Annotated in this window: 15 protein-coding genes; 7 read left to right on the top strand and 8 right to left on the bottom strand. The window is 59.7% G+C overall.

Annotation, left to right across the window (positions count from 1 at the left end):
• Positions 1-9 precede the first annotated feature (9 nt).
• From EOL43_RS02590 to hslO, 4 genes are read right to left on the bottom strand one after another with little or no spacing between them, the layout of a single operon-like run.
• Positions 10-1,233: a class I SAM-dependent RNA methyltransferase gene (locus EOL43_RS02590; protein ID WP_133485208.1), complete on the bottom strand. Its 1,224-nt coding sequence runs from the start codon at positions 1,231-1,233 to the stop codon at positions 10-12.
• Positions 1,230-2,375 (bottom strand): CCA tRNA nucleotidyltransferase, encoded by a 1,146-nt coding sequence (locus EOL43_RS02595; RefSeq protein WP_133485210.1) that lies wholly within the window; start codon positions 2,373-2,375, stop codon positions 1,230-1,232. The genes EOL43_RS02590 and EOL43_RS02595 overlap by 4 nt, the downstream gene beginning before the upstream one ends.
• A complete protein-coding gene (locus tag EOL43_RS02600; RefSeq protein WP_133485212.1) occupies positions 2,372-2,977 on the bottom strand; it encodes a CoA pyrophosphatase in 606 nt (201 codons plus the stop codon). The genes EOL43_RS02595 and EOL43_RS02600 overlap by 4 nt, the downstream gene beginning before the upstream one ends.
• A complete protein-coding gene (hslO, locus tag EOL43_RS02605; protein ID WP_133485214.1) occupies positions 2,961-3,962 on the bottom strand; it encodes an Hsp33 family molecular chaperone HslO in 1,002 nt (333 codons plus the stop codon). The genes EOL43_RS02600 and hslO overlap by 17 nt, the downstream gene beginning before the upstream one ends.
• Positions 3,963-4,032: 70 nt before the next feature.
• On the opposite strand from hslO, the gene EOL43_RS02610 reads away from it, so the two are divergent.
• Positions 4,033-4,476: an NUDIX hydrolase gene (locus tag EOL43_RS02610; RefSeq protein ID WP_133485215.1), complete on the top strand. Its 444-nt coding sequence runs from the start codon at positions 4,033-4,035 to the stop codon at positions 4,474-4,476.
• Here EOL43_RS02610 and EOL43_RS02615 read toward each other — a convergent pair.
• On the bottom strand, positions 4,458-5,690 hold the full coding sequence (locus EOL43_RS02615; protein WP_240686435.1) for a PP2C family protein-serine/threonine phosphatase: 1,233 nt from the start codon (positions 5,688-5,690) through the stop codon (positions 4,458-4,460). The two genes, EOL43_RS02610 and EOL43_RS02615, sit on opposite strands and share 19 nt — an antisense overlap.
• A 220-nt stretch (positions 5,691-5,910) precedes the next feature.
• Between EOL43_RS02615 and EOL43_RS02620 the strand changes: the two genes are divergently transcribed.
• On the top strand, positions 5,911-6,225 hold the full coding sequence (locus EOL43_RS02620; RefSeq protein WP_133485217.1) for an Hpt domain-containing protein: 315 nt from the start codon (positions 5,911-5,913) through the stop codon (positions 6,223-6,225).
• On the opposite strand, the gene ilvA is transcribed toward EOL43_RS02620, so the two are convergent.
• Positions 6,222-7,469 (bottom strand): threonine ammonia-lyase IlvA, encoded by a 1,248-nt coding sequence (ilvA, locus tag EOL43_RS02625; RefSeq protein ID WP_133485219.1) that lies wholly within the window; start codon positions 7,467-7,469, stop codon positions 6,222-6,224. The genes EOL43_RS02620 and ilvA overlap by 4 nt on opposite strands.
• A gap of 210 nt (positions 7,470-7,679) precedes the next feature.
• Here ilvA and EOL43_RS02635 point away from each other — a divergent pair, with 210 nt between their 5' ends.
• The 3 genes from EOL43_RS02635 to EOL43_RS02645 all read left to right on the top strand — a co-directional run bounded on the left by EOL43_RS02635 (position 7,680) and on the right by EOL43_RS02645 (position 10,265).
• On the top strand, positions 7,680-8,513 hold the full coding sequence (locus EOL43_RS02635) for a hypothetical protein (RefSeq protein WP_166636185.1): 834 nt from the start codon (positions 7,680-7,682) through the stop codon (positions 8,511-8,513).
• 140 nt (positions 8,514-8,653) lie between these two features.
• Positions 8,654-9,901: an argininosuccinate synthase gene (locus EOL43_RS02640; RefSeq protein ID WP_133485223.1), complete on the top strand. Its 1,248-nt coding sequence runs from the start codon at positions 8,654-8,656 to the stop codon at positions 9,899-9,901.
• A gap of 76 nt (positions 9,902-9,977) precedes the next feature.
• A complete protein-coding gene (locus tag EOL43_RS02645) occupies positions 9,978-10,265 on the top strand; it encodes an SCP2 sterol-binding domain-containing protein (RefSeq protein ID WP_133485225.1) in 288 nt (95 codons plus the stop codon).
• Positions 10,266-10,271: 6 nt separating this feature from the next.
• On the opposite strand, the gene EOL43_RS02650 is transcribed toward EOL43_RS02645, so the two are convergent.
• Positions 10,272-11,144 carry a ribokinase gene (locus EOL43_RS02650; RefSeq protein ID WP_133485228.1) on the bottom strand — a complete coding sequence of 291 codons (873 nt, stop codon included), beginning with the start codon at positions 11,142-11,144 and terminating at the stop codon, positions 10,272-10,274.
• Positions 11,145-11,318: 174 nt separating this feature from the next.
• On the opposite strand from EOL43_RS02650, the gene EOL43_RS02655 reads away from it, so the two are divergent.
• On the top strand, positions 11,319-12,335 hold the full coding sequence (locus EOL43_RS02655) for an isocitrate/isopropylmalate dehydrogenase family protein (RefSeq protein WP_133485230.1): 1,017 nt from the start codon (positions 11,319-11,321) through the stop codon (positions 12,333-12,335).
• Between the two features lie 172 nt (positions 12,336-12,507).
• Positions 12,508-14,724, top strand: a complete 2,217-nt coding sequence (locus tag EOL43_RS02660) for an NADP-dependent isocitrate dehydrogenase (protein ID WP_133485232.1) — start codon at positions 12,508-12,510, stop codon at positions 14,722-14,724.
• 52 nt (positions 14,725-14,776) lie between these two features.
• Here the strand turns inward: EOL43_RS02660 and EOL43_RS02665 are convergent, their stop codons facing one another.
• Positions 14,777-15,640, bottom strand: a complete 864-nt coding sequence (locus tag EOL43_RS02665) for a COG3904 family protein (RefSeq protein ID WP_133485234.1) — start codon at positions 15,638-15,640, stop codon at positions 14,777-14,779.
• Positions 15,641-15,679: the final 39 nt, after the last annotated feature.

Here is a 15,679-nt window from a genome sequence, read left to right on the forward strand (position 1 = left end):
AGATCCGGCTTATCCGCGCCGGAAACTGGCCACCTGCTCGGTATGTGTGGACCATCGGAACTGATCCACGACTTGTATCCAATCCATTTCGAACCCTGCATCAAGCAAAATCTTGGCATCTCGCGCAAAACTGATCGCGTTGCACGACACCATTGCCACAACTGACAGGTCCGACGCGGCAATCTGTTCGATCTGCGCCTCGGCTCCGGCGCGCGGTGGATCGATGACGGCAGCATCAAACCGGGTCAGATCCTCGGCATAAAGCGGATTTCGGAACAAATCGCGTGTTTCAGTGGTCACTTTGTGTAGGCCTTTGGCGTGACGCCAGCCCGCATCCAGCGCTTTCAACATGCTGCCCTCGCCCTCGACCGCGTGGACCACGGCGTTTTCCGCCAAGGGCAGCGCGAAGGTGCCGCAGCCAGCAAACAGGTCCACAATGTGATCCGCGTCGCCAATCGCCTCGCGCACGGCAGCCAAAAGGGCAGCTTCGCCTTCGCGGGTGGCTTGCAGAAACGCGCCGGGCGGGGGCGTCACGGCGGCAGACCCAAAACTTTGCGTCGGCGGGGTTTCCATCGCGATCACCTCACCGTCCCACGACAGGCGGGCGAAACCAAAGCGGTGCACGGCCTGCCCCAACTGGGACTCAAGCGCCCGGTCCAGCGGCTTGCCGCCCGTCACCGACACATCCAGCCCCACGTTTGAGACCGTCGCGTTAATCGACAGCTCGCCCTTGCGCGAGCCACCAATCACAGTCAGCTCGCCCAGTGCGGGCAAGGCTTGCAGGATCTCGGGGTGGATCAGATGACAGTCCGAAATCTCGGTAATTGTGCCAGACCGACGGCCATGAAAGCCAACAATCGGCGCCTTCTTGCCCCGTTTCGCAGACAGCACAGCCCGTCGTCTTGAGCGCGTGGGCGAGGTATGGATGGGCCTGAAATCAGTCTCTATTCCGTGGGAACTTAGCGCTGTTCGGACAATATCGGTCTTCCATCCCGCCACGAACTCATCCGAGGCATGCATCAACGAACAACCCCCGCAGGCGTTGTAATGCGGGCAAGCGGGTTTGACCCGATCGGACGAGGGCGTGATGATCTTCGGCGTCTCGATCCTGTCGCCCACAACGTCACCGCGCACGACCTCTCCCGGCAAGGTGCGGGCGGCAAAGATAGGTCCGTCGGCAATCCCATCGCCCAGATGACCCAGACGGGTGATGGTGTGAGTCACGTCACTCATCTCAACAACTCCTCGCGCGTCAGGGTAAAACCCGATGCGATCCAGCGGGTTTCAAGAGCGCGCAGCTTCTCGCCCAGCGCGGGCCCGGAAAGATCGGGCATCAGGTCGACAGGCTTGATGGGAAATTTCGCCGCAGCTCCGGCGTCGATCTGGGCGTCCAGCCCGTCGGGCAGCGGCGCCTCAAACATCACAGCACGCAGAAGCGCAATGCTGCGCGCTTGATCAGGGCCCAATCGGAAGGCCAACTCGCCAACCGAAGCGGATGACCCCATCCCATCGCGCAATTCGTCTAGCTGCTTTGCTTGCTTCTTTGACAGGCGGAATGCCTTCGCGACGCCCTGCCCACCCAACAGCGCCAGACGGCGCAGCGGGTCTGTGGTCAAATCGGCCTCAAGATACACCAGAACCGCCAGTTTCGAGGCATCCGCACCGGGCAAGATCCGCGCCAAAACGCCAGACTGCGCCATCGCCGCCATCGCGGGCGCAGGGTCGGGCGCGGACAGAATCTTCAGCATCTCCAACCCGACACGTTCCTTCGAAAGTGTCTCTAACCCTGCCAAATTCGCCGCACATGCCGCCAATCCGTCTGGATCAATACCCGCCGCTTCATCACCATACCACGCGTGAAACCGGAAGAAGCGGAGCGTACGCAGGTAATCCTCGCGGATCCGTTCGCCCGCATCGTCAATGAACCGCACTCGGCGCGCGTTCAGGTCGGGAAGCCCGCCCAGCGGGTCCAAAACCTGCCCGGCTGGATCGGCATAGAGCGCGTTCATCGTGAAATCGCGGCGATGTGCGTCATCCTCGACCCGATCCGAGAACGCCACGACCGCACGACGCCCATCCGTGTGGACGTCTTTGCGATAGGTCGTGATCTCATACGGTTCATGGTCGATAACAATCGTCACCGTGCCGTGGTCAATCCCGGTGGGCAGCGCGCGCAGGCCAGCCGCCTCGGCCAGCTCCATCACGCGGGCGGGAAGCGCATCCGTGCACATATCCAGATCGGAAATCCCGACCCCCAAAAGGTCATTGCGCACGCACCCGCCGACGAAATAGGCCTGATACCCGGCGTCGGACAGCAAGGCGCAGACTCGCTGCGCGCCGGGGTCGTTGATCCAGTCGCCCTGAATACGCGTCATTGCGCCAGCCTTTCGGCCAATGCGCGCAACATCCGCGCGGTGGCGCCCCAGATGTAATAAGGGCCAAGCGGCACGGTTTCGTACCAGCGCATTTGACCCTGCCAATACCGTCCTTGTCTGCTGAACTTGGCCAGGTCCGCGACGTGGTCGAAAGGCACACGGAAGGCTTCCTCGACCTCGCCGGGTTCGACGATTGGGGTGAACTCGGTGGTGACCAAGCCCAAGACCGGGGTCACGGTGAAACCGGTGACGGTTTCGTGTTCAGGAAGCTCGCCCAGAACCTCGACTTTCGTGGGGTGCAGGCCGATTTCCTCGTGCGCCTCGCGCAGGGCGGTGGCACGAATATCAGTGTCTATTTCGTCCCGTTTGCCGCCCGGAAAGGCAATCTGCCCCGGGTGATGTTTCAAGGCCGAGGACCGTTTGGTCAGCACCAATTCCAGCCCGGTTCGGGTTTCGACAAAGGGCATCAACACGCCCGCCGGGCGCAGTTTTCGCCCGGCCAAAGGCTTCACGCCGGGCGACAGATCAAAATCCGAGCTACCCGTCCCCGGCAGGGACAGGGCCGCCCGAAGGCGCGCGATTTGATCAGGCGCTGTCACCATCCACGCCCTTCGCATCCTTGCCCACGGTGGCCGGATCCAGATCGTAATGCGCACCGCAGAACTGGCAATCCGCGGTCACACGACCGTCTTCATTGGTCATGTGACCGATGTCACGTTCCGAATAGATCGACAGGCTGTCGCGCACGCGCTGTTCAGAGCAGGGGCAGCCAAAGGTCACCGGCTGCGGATCATAAACGCGCGGGGCTTCTTCGTGGAACAGGCGGACCAGCAGCTCGGTCGGTTGAACCGAGGGGCCAACGAGTTCGAGCTCTTCCACGGAATCCAACAGGATGTTGGCGCGGCTCCAATTTTCGCTGTCTTCATCCGTCAGCAAATCAGCGGGCGCCAGTAGCCCACCTTCGCCCGAGCCACCTTCGCCCGTCACATGCGGCGAGGATTTCGGCATGTGTTGAAGCATCACGCCGCCCGCACGCCAGCCTTCCTGACCGCCGGCCCAGACCGATTTGCCAAAGGTCAGGTGGAAGCGGGTCGGCAACTGCTCGGACTGCGCAAAATAGGACTGCGCGCAGTCGGACAACGAATTCCCCGCCAGCGGCGTCATGCCCTTATAGGGCTGCTGGCCTTCCTTTTGCTGGATCAGGATCGCGAAAATGCCCTTGCCGATCTGCGGAAAGCTGGGTCCGGTGGGGTCCAGACGCTCTTCGTCATAGCTGGCATAGGCGCGGATTTCGGCGGGCTCGCCTGCCACTTTCGGCGCGTAGTAATCGGTGGCAATCAGGCGTGCGGGGCCATCGCCGCGGATTTGTAGCGACAGTTTCCAGCTTTGCTTGATCGTCTGCCCGATCATCGCGGTCAGCATGGCGGCTTCGGCCACCAGCGCTTCGATCGCGGGGGGATAGTTGTGTTGGGACAGGATCGTGTCCAGCGCTCCGTCTAGGCGCAGAAGGCGGCCACGGATGTCGCTGTTGTCCAGTTGGAATGGCAGAATGGTGTCATCCCAGGCGATTTGAGATCCAAGGGTCATGGGGCTTTCCTAACGGCGTTCAGCTTGGCATACCGCGTCTATATGGTGGCAGCAACCGGATGGAAAAGGGATGATCCGTAGATTTGGCGCTCCGAAGCAAAGAAATCAGGCCTACACTCCGCGTCCGGGGGCCTATGCGATCCTTGTACACGGGCAAGATCTGCTGCTGACCCATCAGGGTGGTGCGTTCGACGAATACCAGCTTCCGGGCGGCGGCATTGATGCTGGGGAAAGCCCGATTGCCGCCCTGCATCGTGAAGTGATGGAGGAAACCGGCTGGACCATCCGCAATCCGGTGCGGTTGGGCGCCTATCGTCGGTTCACCTTCATGCCGGAATACGACCTGTGGGCCGAAAAGATCTGCCACATTTTTCTGGCAGTCCCCGTTCGGCAGATCGGTGCACCAATTGAACCGGACCATACCCCGATCTGGAGTACCGCCCCCATCGCCGCAAAGATCCTGCACAGCGCGGGCGACCGGCATTTCGTCCAGACCTATGTCGGGGACTTGTAAGTCACCATCACACAGGACAGATCATCGCCGAATTCTTCCCCGCCGGTATAGCGATCCAGATCCCAGACCATCGCGTCAAACAGCATCTCGTTTGTCAGGCCGCTGTTTTGCTCGAGGATCTCGCCAAACCCTTGTTCTTCAATCTGTTCTTTCTGTGTGTTTTCGCATTCCGTGAAGCCGTCTGAATAAAAGATCAGCCGCTCTCCGGGATACAAATTCAGGGTTTGGCGTTCGAACTCTGCCGCCGAAATTAGGCCGATCGGCATTCCGCCATCCCCGATGAATTGCGCCCGGCCGGATCGGTTCAGGATCACAGCATTTGGGTGCCCGCATTGGGTAAACTCCACGTGGCCCGTGGACATGTTCAGATAGCCAAACAACATGGTAAAATAGTGCTCGGACAGCATGTCCTTGGTCAGAAGCGTGTTCAGCTGGGCCGCGACCATTTCCGGAGGTTGGCGGCGGTGGTCGCCATCTTCACGCTCGATCAAGGCAATGTTGTGCGTGGGCGACCCTTCGGACAGGTAGGACGCAAGCCGCGCAGTCAACAGCGCCGAGGCGATCCCATGCCCGGACACATCAATGGAATAGAACGCGATGTGGTCTTTTCCGGCGTCAAAGAACCCCACCAGATCGCCGCCCACATGGCCGCAGGGCTTCAACAGCACGGACACTTCCGCCCGGCCCCAGTCGCGGAACGATTCCCGCACCAAGGACTGCTGCATCTTCCGCGCCTCGACCAAGTCACGATCCAGCGAATCATAGAGCGTTTTCAGCTCTGCCAGCGCCGAGGACACCAGCCGGTTGGTTTCCTGAAGCTCCCGCTCCATCGACAGAATGCGCCCACCCGCCGCGATCCGCGCACGCAGTTCATCCGGATTGAAGGGTTTGGCCAGGAAATCGTCCGCCCCCACATCCAAACCGCGCGCCACCGCGTCTTTGTCGGATTTCGACGTCAGCAGGATGAAATAGACATAGCCCTTCGCATTGTACGCCCGAATAGCCTTACACAGCTCCAGCCCGTCCATACCGGGCATCATCCAGTCGCTCAGAACCAGATCGAAATCATGCGCCGAGAATAACTTGATCGCCTCCAGCCCCGACCCGGCCTCGGTCACCTGATAGCCTTGTTTTGCCAGTGATCGCGACATCAGGCTGCGTTGGGCGCGGCTGTCGTCAACGACCAGGATGCGCTGAATCGAATCAGGCCGCACCGCGTTGTTTTGCGCGGTATTTGTGCGGATTGCCTCAGTGTTATGTGGTTTTGCTACGCCCAAGATTGCCCCAAGAACTCTTCAAAATACGACTTTCCGGATCATCTTTAGGGCGCTCGATTTAACAGGTCTTTAAAGTTAAAATTCGACCTTATCTGTAATTATAACAGTATGTTAACCTGCATCGCGCATGATCACCGCGGACAGATAGGAGCCGCTCATGATCGACTGGGGCCGCGTGAATGAACTGAAAGATGAAATCGGGGAAGAAGATTTCGGCGAGGTGGCCGAGATTTTCCTGGAAGAAGTGGATGAGGTCATTGCCCGTCTGAAATCCAGCCCAGACCCCGCGCAGTTCGAACAGGATATGCACTTTCTGAAGGGCTCGGCCCTGAATTTGGGGTTTCGGGATCTGTCTGTGATCTGCGGGCAGAATGAACAGGCCGCGGCAAACGGTCAGGCCCACCAGATCCAGCTCGACCCGGTTTTCACCACCTATGATCAGTCCAAGGCCGAGTTTCTGGCGACGTGCTAGACCACGAACTCGGCGATGGTTTCATCATCCGTGATGTCCGAGAACGCAAAGCCGTGCTCTTCCAACCGCTGCTCGAGCAGGTCGAAGTTTTCGGGCTTGCTGGTCTCGATCCCCAACAGGACGGATCCGAAATTGCGCGCACTTTTCTTCATGTACTCGAACCGGGCGATGTTGTCGTCCGGACCAAGGATCTGAAGGAAATCTTTCAGCGCACCGGGGCGTTGCGGCAGGCGCAGCAGGAAATATTTCTTCAACCCGGCAAAGCGCTGGGCGCGCTCTTTGACATCGGGCAGGCGCTCGAAGTCGAAATTTCCGCCGGACGTAACACAGACAACCGTCTTTCCCTCGATCTCGTCTTTCAGGTCTTTCAGCGCATCAATGGACAAGGCACCAGCGGGTTCCAGCACCACGCCTTCGACATTCAGCATGTCCAGTATCGTCAGGCAAATGCGGTCCTCGGGAACGTCGAGCACATGCCTCGGGTCGATATCCTTCAAAACGTCGAAGGTCAGATCACCGATCCGGGCGACGGCAGCGCCGTCAACGAAATTGTCCACCGCATGCATGGTCACGGGCCCGCCCGCATCCAGTGCCGCTTTCAAACTGGCCCCACCCAAAGGCTCGACATAGCGCAAGGCGGTTTCCGGCGCGGTTTCGCGAAGATATTTGGTGACACCCGAGGACAGCCCGCCACCGCCAACCGGCAGGATGACCAGATCCGGCGCACGGCCAAGCTGCGACACGATCTCGGCGGCGACGCTGGCCTGTCCTTCGATCACATCCGCATCGTCAAAGGGCGACAGAAAATGACCGCCCTCGGTGGCGCAATATTCCTGAGCAGCGGCCAAAGTGTCGTCGAAATAGTCCCCAACCAAGCGGATTTCGATGTTGTCGCCGCCGAAAATACGGGTCTTCTCGATCTTCTGCTGCGGCGTTGTGACAGGCATGAAGATCACACCGCGCACGCCAAAATGGCGGCTGGTATAGGCCACGCCCTGTGCGTGGTTGCCTGCCGAGGCGCACACGAACAGATCGCGCGTCGGATCCGCGGCCAAGGCCTTGCCCATCGCCGTCAGCGCACCCCGGATCTTGTAGCTGCGCACCGGGCTCAGGTCTTCACGCTTCAGCCAGATATCGGCCCCATACATCGCAGACAGATGGTCATTGCGCTGCAAGGGCGTGGCGGGGAACAATGCGCGCATTTGCTGTTCGGCAACGCGGGCTCTTTTCAAAAAATCGCTCATGCGTGATCTGTCCATCAAGAGGTGCCGCTTGGCAAGTCAAACCAAAGACTGAGCGCCCGGAAGTTGTGTCGATTTGGAAACAGTCGCCCATAACCCGATAATATTGTATGCATATTTGAACAAAATTCTTGTCAGCGTTTTCTGACCGACTAGCGTTCGTCTTCTATTATAGCGAGGCCAACCCACTCTGAACTCACGGAGAGAGCGCAAATGAAAACACTCACCAAAGCCGTCATGACAGCACTTGTCACCACTCTTGCTGTTCCTGTCGCAAGCACATCAATCATGCTCGTTTCAGCCGAGCCTGCGCTGGCCAAGGGCAAGGACAAGGAAAAAGGCGGCGGCAAAGAGAAACGCGGCGGGTCCAAATCACAAGGCGGAAGCAAGTCGCAGGGCGGATCGAAGTCGCAAGGCGGCTCCAAAGCCTCGAACGGAAATGGCTCGACCCGCAGCTCGTTGAAATCGGCAAACGCATCGAATGCCAGCGCCCGCGCCCTGGAAGTTGCCAACGCCAACAGCCGTGTCGGCAAGGCGGCAGCATATCGTGACGCGACGGTCAATGTCGGCGAAGCGGACGCAAAAGTGGCCGAAACAACCGCAGCGGTTGAGACCCACAAGGAAAACGATCCCGGCTTCACCGCTGAGGAAACGCAGACCAAAATCGATGGGCTGAACAGCCAGCTGAGCACCCTGAACGACGAGAAAACCGCGCTTCAGACCGAGTTGGACGCCCTCAACGCCAAAACCGAGCTGACCGATGACGAAGCCGCCCGCGTTGCCGAGCTGGAAGACGAACTGAAAGCCAAGGACGACCAGATCACGCAGACCCAGACCGATCTGGCGAGCGCACAGGAAGATCTTGCAACAGCCCAAGCCTATGAGGACGAGCTGGCCCGTCTTGAAGACGAAGCAGCTGCGGCAGCGGCAGCGGCAGCAACTGCGGCCGAAGACCAGCACGCAGCGCTTCTGGAACTGACCAATGGCCGCGACATTTCCGGTGACGAAGCCGCCATGGAAGAACTGCACGGCAACCTTGGGCTCTGATCCGATCGGCCACTGCGAATAAAATTACGAAGGGCGGTCCATTGGGCCGCCCTTTTCCGTGCAGAACACGCCCGCGCATCCTTGCTCTTTCCCTTAAAAACATATAATCGCCGCGCGATACGCTCGTGAAAGGGAAACCGATGATTTCGTCCAATACCGCACCGCAAAAGGCGCCTAAGAAAGTTGTTCTGGCCTATTCCGGTGGCCTTGATACCTCGATCATCCTGAAATGGCTGCAGACCGAGTATGGCTGCGAAGTGATCACCTTCACCGCTGACCTTGGTCAGGGCGAAGAACTGGAACCCGCACGCAAGAAGGCCGAGATGCTGGGCATCGCGCCTGAAAACATCCACATCGAAGACCTGCGCGAAGAATTCGTGCGCGATTATGTCTTCCCGATGTTCCGCGCCAACGCGCAGTATGAAGGCCTGTACCTGCTGGGCACCTCGATCGCACGTCCGCTGATCTCGAAGCGTCTGGTGGAAATCGCGGAAGAGCACGGCGCAGATGCGGTTAGCCACGGCGCAACCGGCAAAGGCAACGACCAGGTGCGTTTCGAGCTGGCCGCCTACGCGCTGAACCCCGAGATCGTCGTGATCGCCCCGTGGCGTGAATGGGATCTGGGCTCGCGCACCAAGCTTCTGGACTTCGCCGAGAAGAACCAGATTCCGATCGCCAAGGACAAACGTGGCGAAGCGCCGTTCTCGGTCGACGCGAACCTGCTGCACACCTCGTCGGAAGGAAAAGTTCTGGAAGACCCGGCCGAGGACGCACCGGATTACGTTTATCAGCGCACCGTGCACCCGGAAGACGCGCCTGACACCCCCGAGTTCATCGAGATCGAGTTCGAAAAAGGCGATCCCGTCGGCATCAACGGCGAAAAGATGTCGCCCGCGACTATTCTGACCGAGCTGAACGAATACGGTCGCAAGCACGGCATTGGCCGTCTGGATCTGGTGGAAGGCCGCTATGTTGGCATGAAGTCGCGCGGGATCTACGAGACCCCCGGCGGCACCATCCTGCTGGACGCCCACCGTGGGATCGAGTCGATCACCATGGACCGCGGCGCGATGCACATGAAAGACGAACTGATGCCGCGCTATGCCGAGCTGATCTATAACGGCTACTGGTTCTCGCCCGAGCGCGAGATGCTGCAGGCCGCCATCGACCACAGCCAAGAGCACGTCACCGGCACCGTCCGCATGAAGCTGTACAAAGGTCTGGCCCGCGTGGTTGGCCGCTGGTCGGATCACTCGCTCTACTCGGAAGAGCACGTGACCTTTGAAGAGGACATGGGCGCCTACGACCAGACCGACGCCGCCGGCTTCATCCAGCTGAACGCCCTGCGTCTGAAGCTGATCGCGATGCGCAACAAACGCGTCAAGTAAGCTCGCGCCACGTCACAGTGGACCAATTCAAAACGCCCCCGTATCACGCGGGGGCGTTTTTACTTAAGGACCTCCCATGCCCCTGACCCCCATCGTCGAAAAGATCGAACGCGGCCTGACGAAAGTGCCGTTCGATGAAAGCCTGAAGCTGGATTGTGGTGAGGACGGCGTGATTGTTCTGCAAGACGGTGTGGTCTCGCGCGAGGATGCGGATACGGACTGCACCATCGCCATGTCGCATGCCAATTTGCAAAAGCTGATGAAGGGTGATCTGAACCCGATGACGGCCTTCATGATGGGCAAGATCAAGGTATCCGGCGATATGTCGATCGCAATGCGTTTGGGGCAGCTTCTGAAAGGCTAACAGACCCTAGTCTTGCAGAAAGCGGTCAACTTCGTCCCGTGTCGGGATCGCATCTGCGGTGCCAAAGCGGGTGACTTTGATGGCGGATGCCGCCGACCCAAGCCGCATGGCTTCTTCGGGCAACATTCCCTGATCCAGACCCGCGGCGACATAGCCGATAAAGCAATCCCCTGCGCCAGTCGTGTCCACAGGCGTCACCGGGAAAGCCGGAACCTGCGCGGTTTCCACGCCGTTTTCCATCCAGACGGCCCCATCCGCCCCTTTGGTGATCAACACCACGGGCACCTGAAGATCGGCCAACCCAACGCCCAGCGCGTCGGTCAGCTGTTGCGCCTCGATTTCGTTCAACACCAGCATATCCGTCACAGGCAGCATCGCTTTCGCATCCTCAGCCACAAAGGGCGCGGCGGAATAGATGACGCGCAGGCCTTTCGACTTGGCCAGCGTGGCCGCCTCGACTGTCAGGGCGGTTTCGTTCTGCAAGATCAGCGTGTCACCCGGCCCTGCATCGGACAAAGCCTCGGAAACATGATCCCGTGAAAACGTACGGTTTGCGCCGGGATAGAGAATGATTTGGTTCTCGCCTTCGGGATCAATCAGGATATTGGCGTGGCCCGTTGCCACCTGCGCCCGCGTGATGTGGCGCGTGTCGACTCCGGCTTGTGTCAGCACCTCGACACACCAATCGCCCTCGGGACCAACCGCCCCGATATGGCGCACCTGCGATCCAGCCCGCGCGCTTGCGACGGACTGGTTTGCGCCCTTCCCGCCCAATCCGACGGAATGCTCCTCCGCCGCCAGAGTTTCCCCCGGCGCGGGCATATGCGGCACGCGATAGAAGTTATCGATGTTGATGGATCCGAGATTGAATAGGGTCACGCGGCGCCTCCTTGCCTGTCCACGTTAGCGCGCTTGCCCGCAGGCGCAAGTCGCGCGTAGCATGACGGGGAAACGCCTTGTTTTATTCACCTTTCTGAATGTCATTTCGCTATTGTATTCCATTGTATACCGTTTATATGAGCCTTAAACGCGCTCAACAGCATGGAGAAGACCATGACCAAGATCCAAGCCACTTTGATCCCCGGCGACGGGATTGGCCCCGAAATCACCGAAGCCGTTACTGCCATCCTCGACAAGATGGGCAGCCCGTTCGAATGGGATGTGCAACAGGCTGGGATGACCGCCTTTGACGCCGTCGGCACCCCCCTGCCCGAAGCGACGCTGGACAGCATCCGCAAAACCAAGCTGGCGCTGAAGGGTCCGCTGACCACACCCGTTGGCGGCGGCTTCAAGTCGATCAACCTGCAACTGCGGCAGGCCTTTAACCTCTATGCCAACGTCCGCCCGACCAAAACGATCAAACTGGACGGTCGCTATGACAACATCGACATGGTGATCTTCCGCGAGAACCTGGAAGGGTATTACATCTCGGACGAAGGGTATATGGAGCACAATGGTGACCCCGAGGGGAAAGTGTTTTCGACCGGGTACAACACCAAGGAAGGTGCCCAGCGCATCACCCGTGCCGCGTTCGAATATGCGCTGGCGAACGGGCGCAAGAAGGTCACCATCGTCCACAAGGCGAACATCCTGAAGCTGCTCTCGGGCATGTTTCTGGAAGAAGCCCGCAAGGTTGCCCAAGAATATGAAGGCCGTGTTGAGTGTGACGAGCGCATTGTCGATGCCTGCGCCATGCAGATGGTGATGTACCCGGATGCGTTTGACGTGATTGTCACCACCAACCTGTTTGGCGACATCCTGTCGGATCTGGCCGCCGGTCTGGTGGGTGGTCTGGGTCTGGCCCCGGGCGCCAATATCGGCACGGACGCTGCGATCTTTGAAGCCGTCCACGGATCTGCCCCTGACATCGCCGGTCAACAGAAGGCTAACCCCTGTGCGTTCCTGATGGCCGCGGGCCTGATGTTGGAGCATGTGGGCAAACCGGAAGACGCCCAGCGCCTGAAGAAAGCGGTGATCGACACCGTGCAGGCCAAGGACCGCGTCACCCCCGATCTGGGCGGTACCGGCAACACAATGTCGATTGCCGAGGCCATCATGGATCGCCTCTGACCGCATTCGAAGGGTCGTAGCTTGGGCTGCGACCCTTTTTCTTGGAGCTGTTAGCGCTCTGCCCTTTTTTTCTTCACGGGTTTTGTGTAAGGGAAAGGGGAAATCTCACCTATCGCCGTTCTGGACCGTTGTCCGCAGGCGAACCTTTCCGCGAAAAAAGAGGTGCCATAAAATGACCGATAAATCGCAAGCAGACATTCTGTATACAATTGTAGACGAAGCGCCCGAGCTGGCCTCGGCCTCGTTCCTGCCGATCATCCGCAAGTTCGTTTCCGCCGCGGGAATCACCGTTGGCACGCCGGACATTTCGCTGGCTGGCCGCATCATCGCGACCTTCCCCGAAAACCTGACCGACGATCAGCGCCAGTCGGACGATCTGGCCGCCCTGGGCGAGCTGGTGAAAACCCCCGGTGCGAACGTGATCAAGCTGCCGAACATCTCGGCCTCGGTTCCGCAGCTGGTTGCCGCGATCGAAGAACTGCAAGGTCAGGGTTACAACATCCCGTCCTACCCGGAAGATCCGTCGACTGACGAAGAAAAGGCGATCCGCGCGCGCTATGATGGCATCAAGGGTTCGGCTGTGAACCCGGTTCTGCGCGAAGGCAACTCGGACCGTCGCTCGGCCCGCGCTGTGAAAAACTTCGCCCAAAACAACCCGCACTCGATGGGTGCTTGGGAATCGTCCTCGAAAACCAAAGTGTCGTCCATGCCAGGCAACGACTTCTACGCCAACGAAGTATCGGCCACCATCACCGCCGCTCAGGCAGGTGACGCGAAGATCGAATTCGTCGGCAAAGACGGCGCAACCACCGTTCTGAAAGACGGCTGGCCGCTGGAAGAAGGCACCATCGCGGATGCGACCTTCATGTCGGCGAAAGCTCTGGGTTCCTTCCTGGCCGAGGCCATCGAAGACACCAAGAAAGACGGCACCATGTTCTCGCTTCACATGAAAGCGACCATGATGAAAGTGTCGGACCCGATCATCTTTGGCCACGCAGTCAAGGCATGGCTGGGTCCGGTTTGGGACAAGCACGGCGAAGCTATTGCGGCTGCCGGCGGTTCGCCGAACTCGGGTCTGGGTGCGGTTCTGGACGCCATCAACAGCATGGACAACGCAGACGAGATCAACGCGGAAATCGCCGCCTTGGATCGTCCGTCGATGTACATGGTCGACAGCGACAAAGGCATCACCAACCTGCACGTGCCTTCGGACGTGATCATCGACGCCTCGATGCCTGCCGTGATCCGCGCAGGCGGTAAAGGCTGGGACGAGACCGGCGCGAAAGGCGACACCAACTGCGTGATCCCCGACCGCTGCTACGCCACAGTCTATGACGAAACCATCAACTTCTTCAAAGCCAACGGCGCGCTGGACGTGACCACCGCGGGTTCGGTGGCAAACGTTGGCCTGATGGCACAGAAAGCGGAAGAGTACGGCTCGCACCCGACCACGTTCGAGGCACCCGCTGACGGCACCATCCGTATCGTGACCGCAAATGGCGACACGCTGCACAGCCACGAGGTTGAAGCCGGTGACATCTGGCGTTCCTGCACCGTGAAGAAAGCTCCGATCGAAAATTGGATCGAGCTGGCCATGGACCGTCAGCGCCTGACCGGTTCGGAAGCCATCTTCTGGCTGGACGCAAACCGCGCCCACGATGCCGAGCTGATCAAATACGTGACGCCCGCTCTGGAAGCTGCCGGCAAAGCCGATCTGTTCCAAATCATGGCCCCGCGCGAAGCCACCGCACAGTCGCTGAAAACCATCACCGCTGGCAACGATAGCATCGCGATCACCGGCAACGTGCTGCGCGATTATCTGACCGACCTGTTCCCGATCCTTGAACTGGGCACCTCGGCCAAGATGCTGTCGATCGTGAAGCTGATGAAAGGTGGCGGTCTGTTTGAAACCGGTGCTGGTGGCTCGGCTCCGAAGCACGTTCAGCAGCTGGTTGAAGAAAACCACCTGCGTTGGGACTCGATGGGCGAGTTCTGTGCGCTGGGTGAAAGCCTGAACTTCCTGGCGGACGTCAAAGGCAACGCCAAAGCCGGTGTTCTGGGTGCCGCTGCCGAAGCTGCGACCCAAGGCATTCTGGACAACAACAACTCGCCGTCGCGCAAAGTTGGTCAGCCGGATAACCGCGACAGCCACTACTGGTTCGCTCGCTACTGGGCCGACGCTTTGGCCGCTCAGTCGGACGACGCTGATCTGGCGGCCGAGTTCGCTCCGGTTGCCAAGGCACTGGCAGACGGTGAAGAAGCCATCCTGGCCGAGCTGGCCGCAGCTCAGGGTCCGGCAGCCGATATCGGCGGCTACTATCGCCCCTCGGTCGAACTGAAAGCCAAAGTGATGCGCCCCTCGGCCACGCTGAACGCGATCATCGACTAAGTTCGTCTCTAAATCACCTGAAAACCCCGTCCTTGTGGCGGGGTTTTCTGTTTCAGGGGGCCTGTGTCACGACACCCGATTGACGTAAAATCCCATGTTCCGGGAACCAGATATCGCTGGAGGGGGTCTCATACACGCGGGTGATGAAATCAGCCGACACACCCTGCCCGAGCATGAACGCCCGATCCCGCGCCTGTTCAGCCTCGATATTAAATCCCGGCAGCCGCTGCGCGTCTTCCAGCAGATAGCTGTGAAACCCCAACCGTGCATCCGGCCCAAGCTGACGCTGCGCCCCGGCGACAAATACCAGCGTACAGGCAGAGCTACATGTGCCGTCCACATAGGTCTGCATCCCATGGGTCGTGATCAACTTCGCCAAACCCCGTGCTTCGAACACATTGCCGCCGTCACTGGCTAAGGTGATGCGTGTAGGGATCGGCCCTTGCGCCAGTTCCCGGTCCAGCGCCTTGGTCACGCCCAACACGATCTGCCCTTGGAAAAACAGGTTTCCGTCAGGTTGTCGCACAATCTGGTATTCAGCCTGCCGTTCTAGCGCCTTGCGTTCGGCAAAGCTGGGTCCGTCTTCGCCCGGTCGCGTTGCCAAAGCCAAGGCCCACCATTGCGACGCCACAACGAAAACCGCGACGACCAATGCAATCATCCCGCCCCAAGTGGGCAACATGGATCCTGTATCGCGCACCCGTGCGTCAGCGGCGCGGAAATAGCCGACGCTTTGCCACAGCAGGCACAGTGCATCGGCGCCAATCAACGCCACAGCCACAAGAAACGAGATCGGGGCGGCGCTGAGAGCCTGCAAAATAAGGGCATAGAGCACCAGCCGCACGCCGACGCCATTCACCCAAAAGCTTTGCCACAGCGGATGCCGCCCGCGCAGATGGTTCAGAAGATACCGCATCGGACAAGCCTAGGGCCGCCCTAACGCGCAAGTCAAACT

Origin of the sequence: Aliiroseovarius marinus (genome assembly GCF_004360145.1) — a bacterium.
Classification (GTDB): domain Bacteria; phylum Pseudomonadota; class Alphaproteobacteria; order Rhodobacterales; family Rhodobacteraceae; genus Aliiroseovarius; species Aliiroseovarius marinus.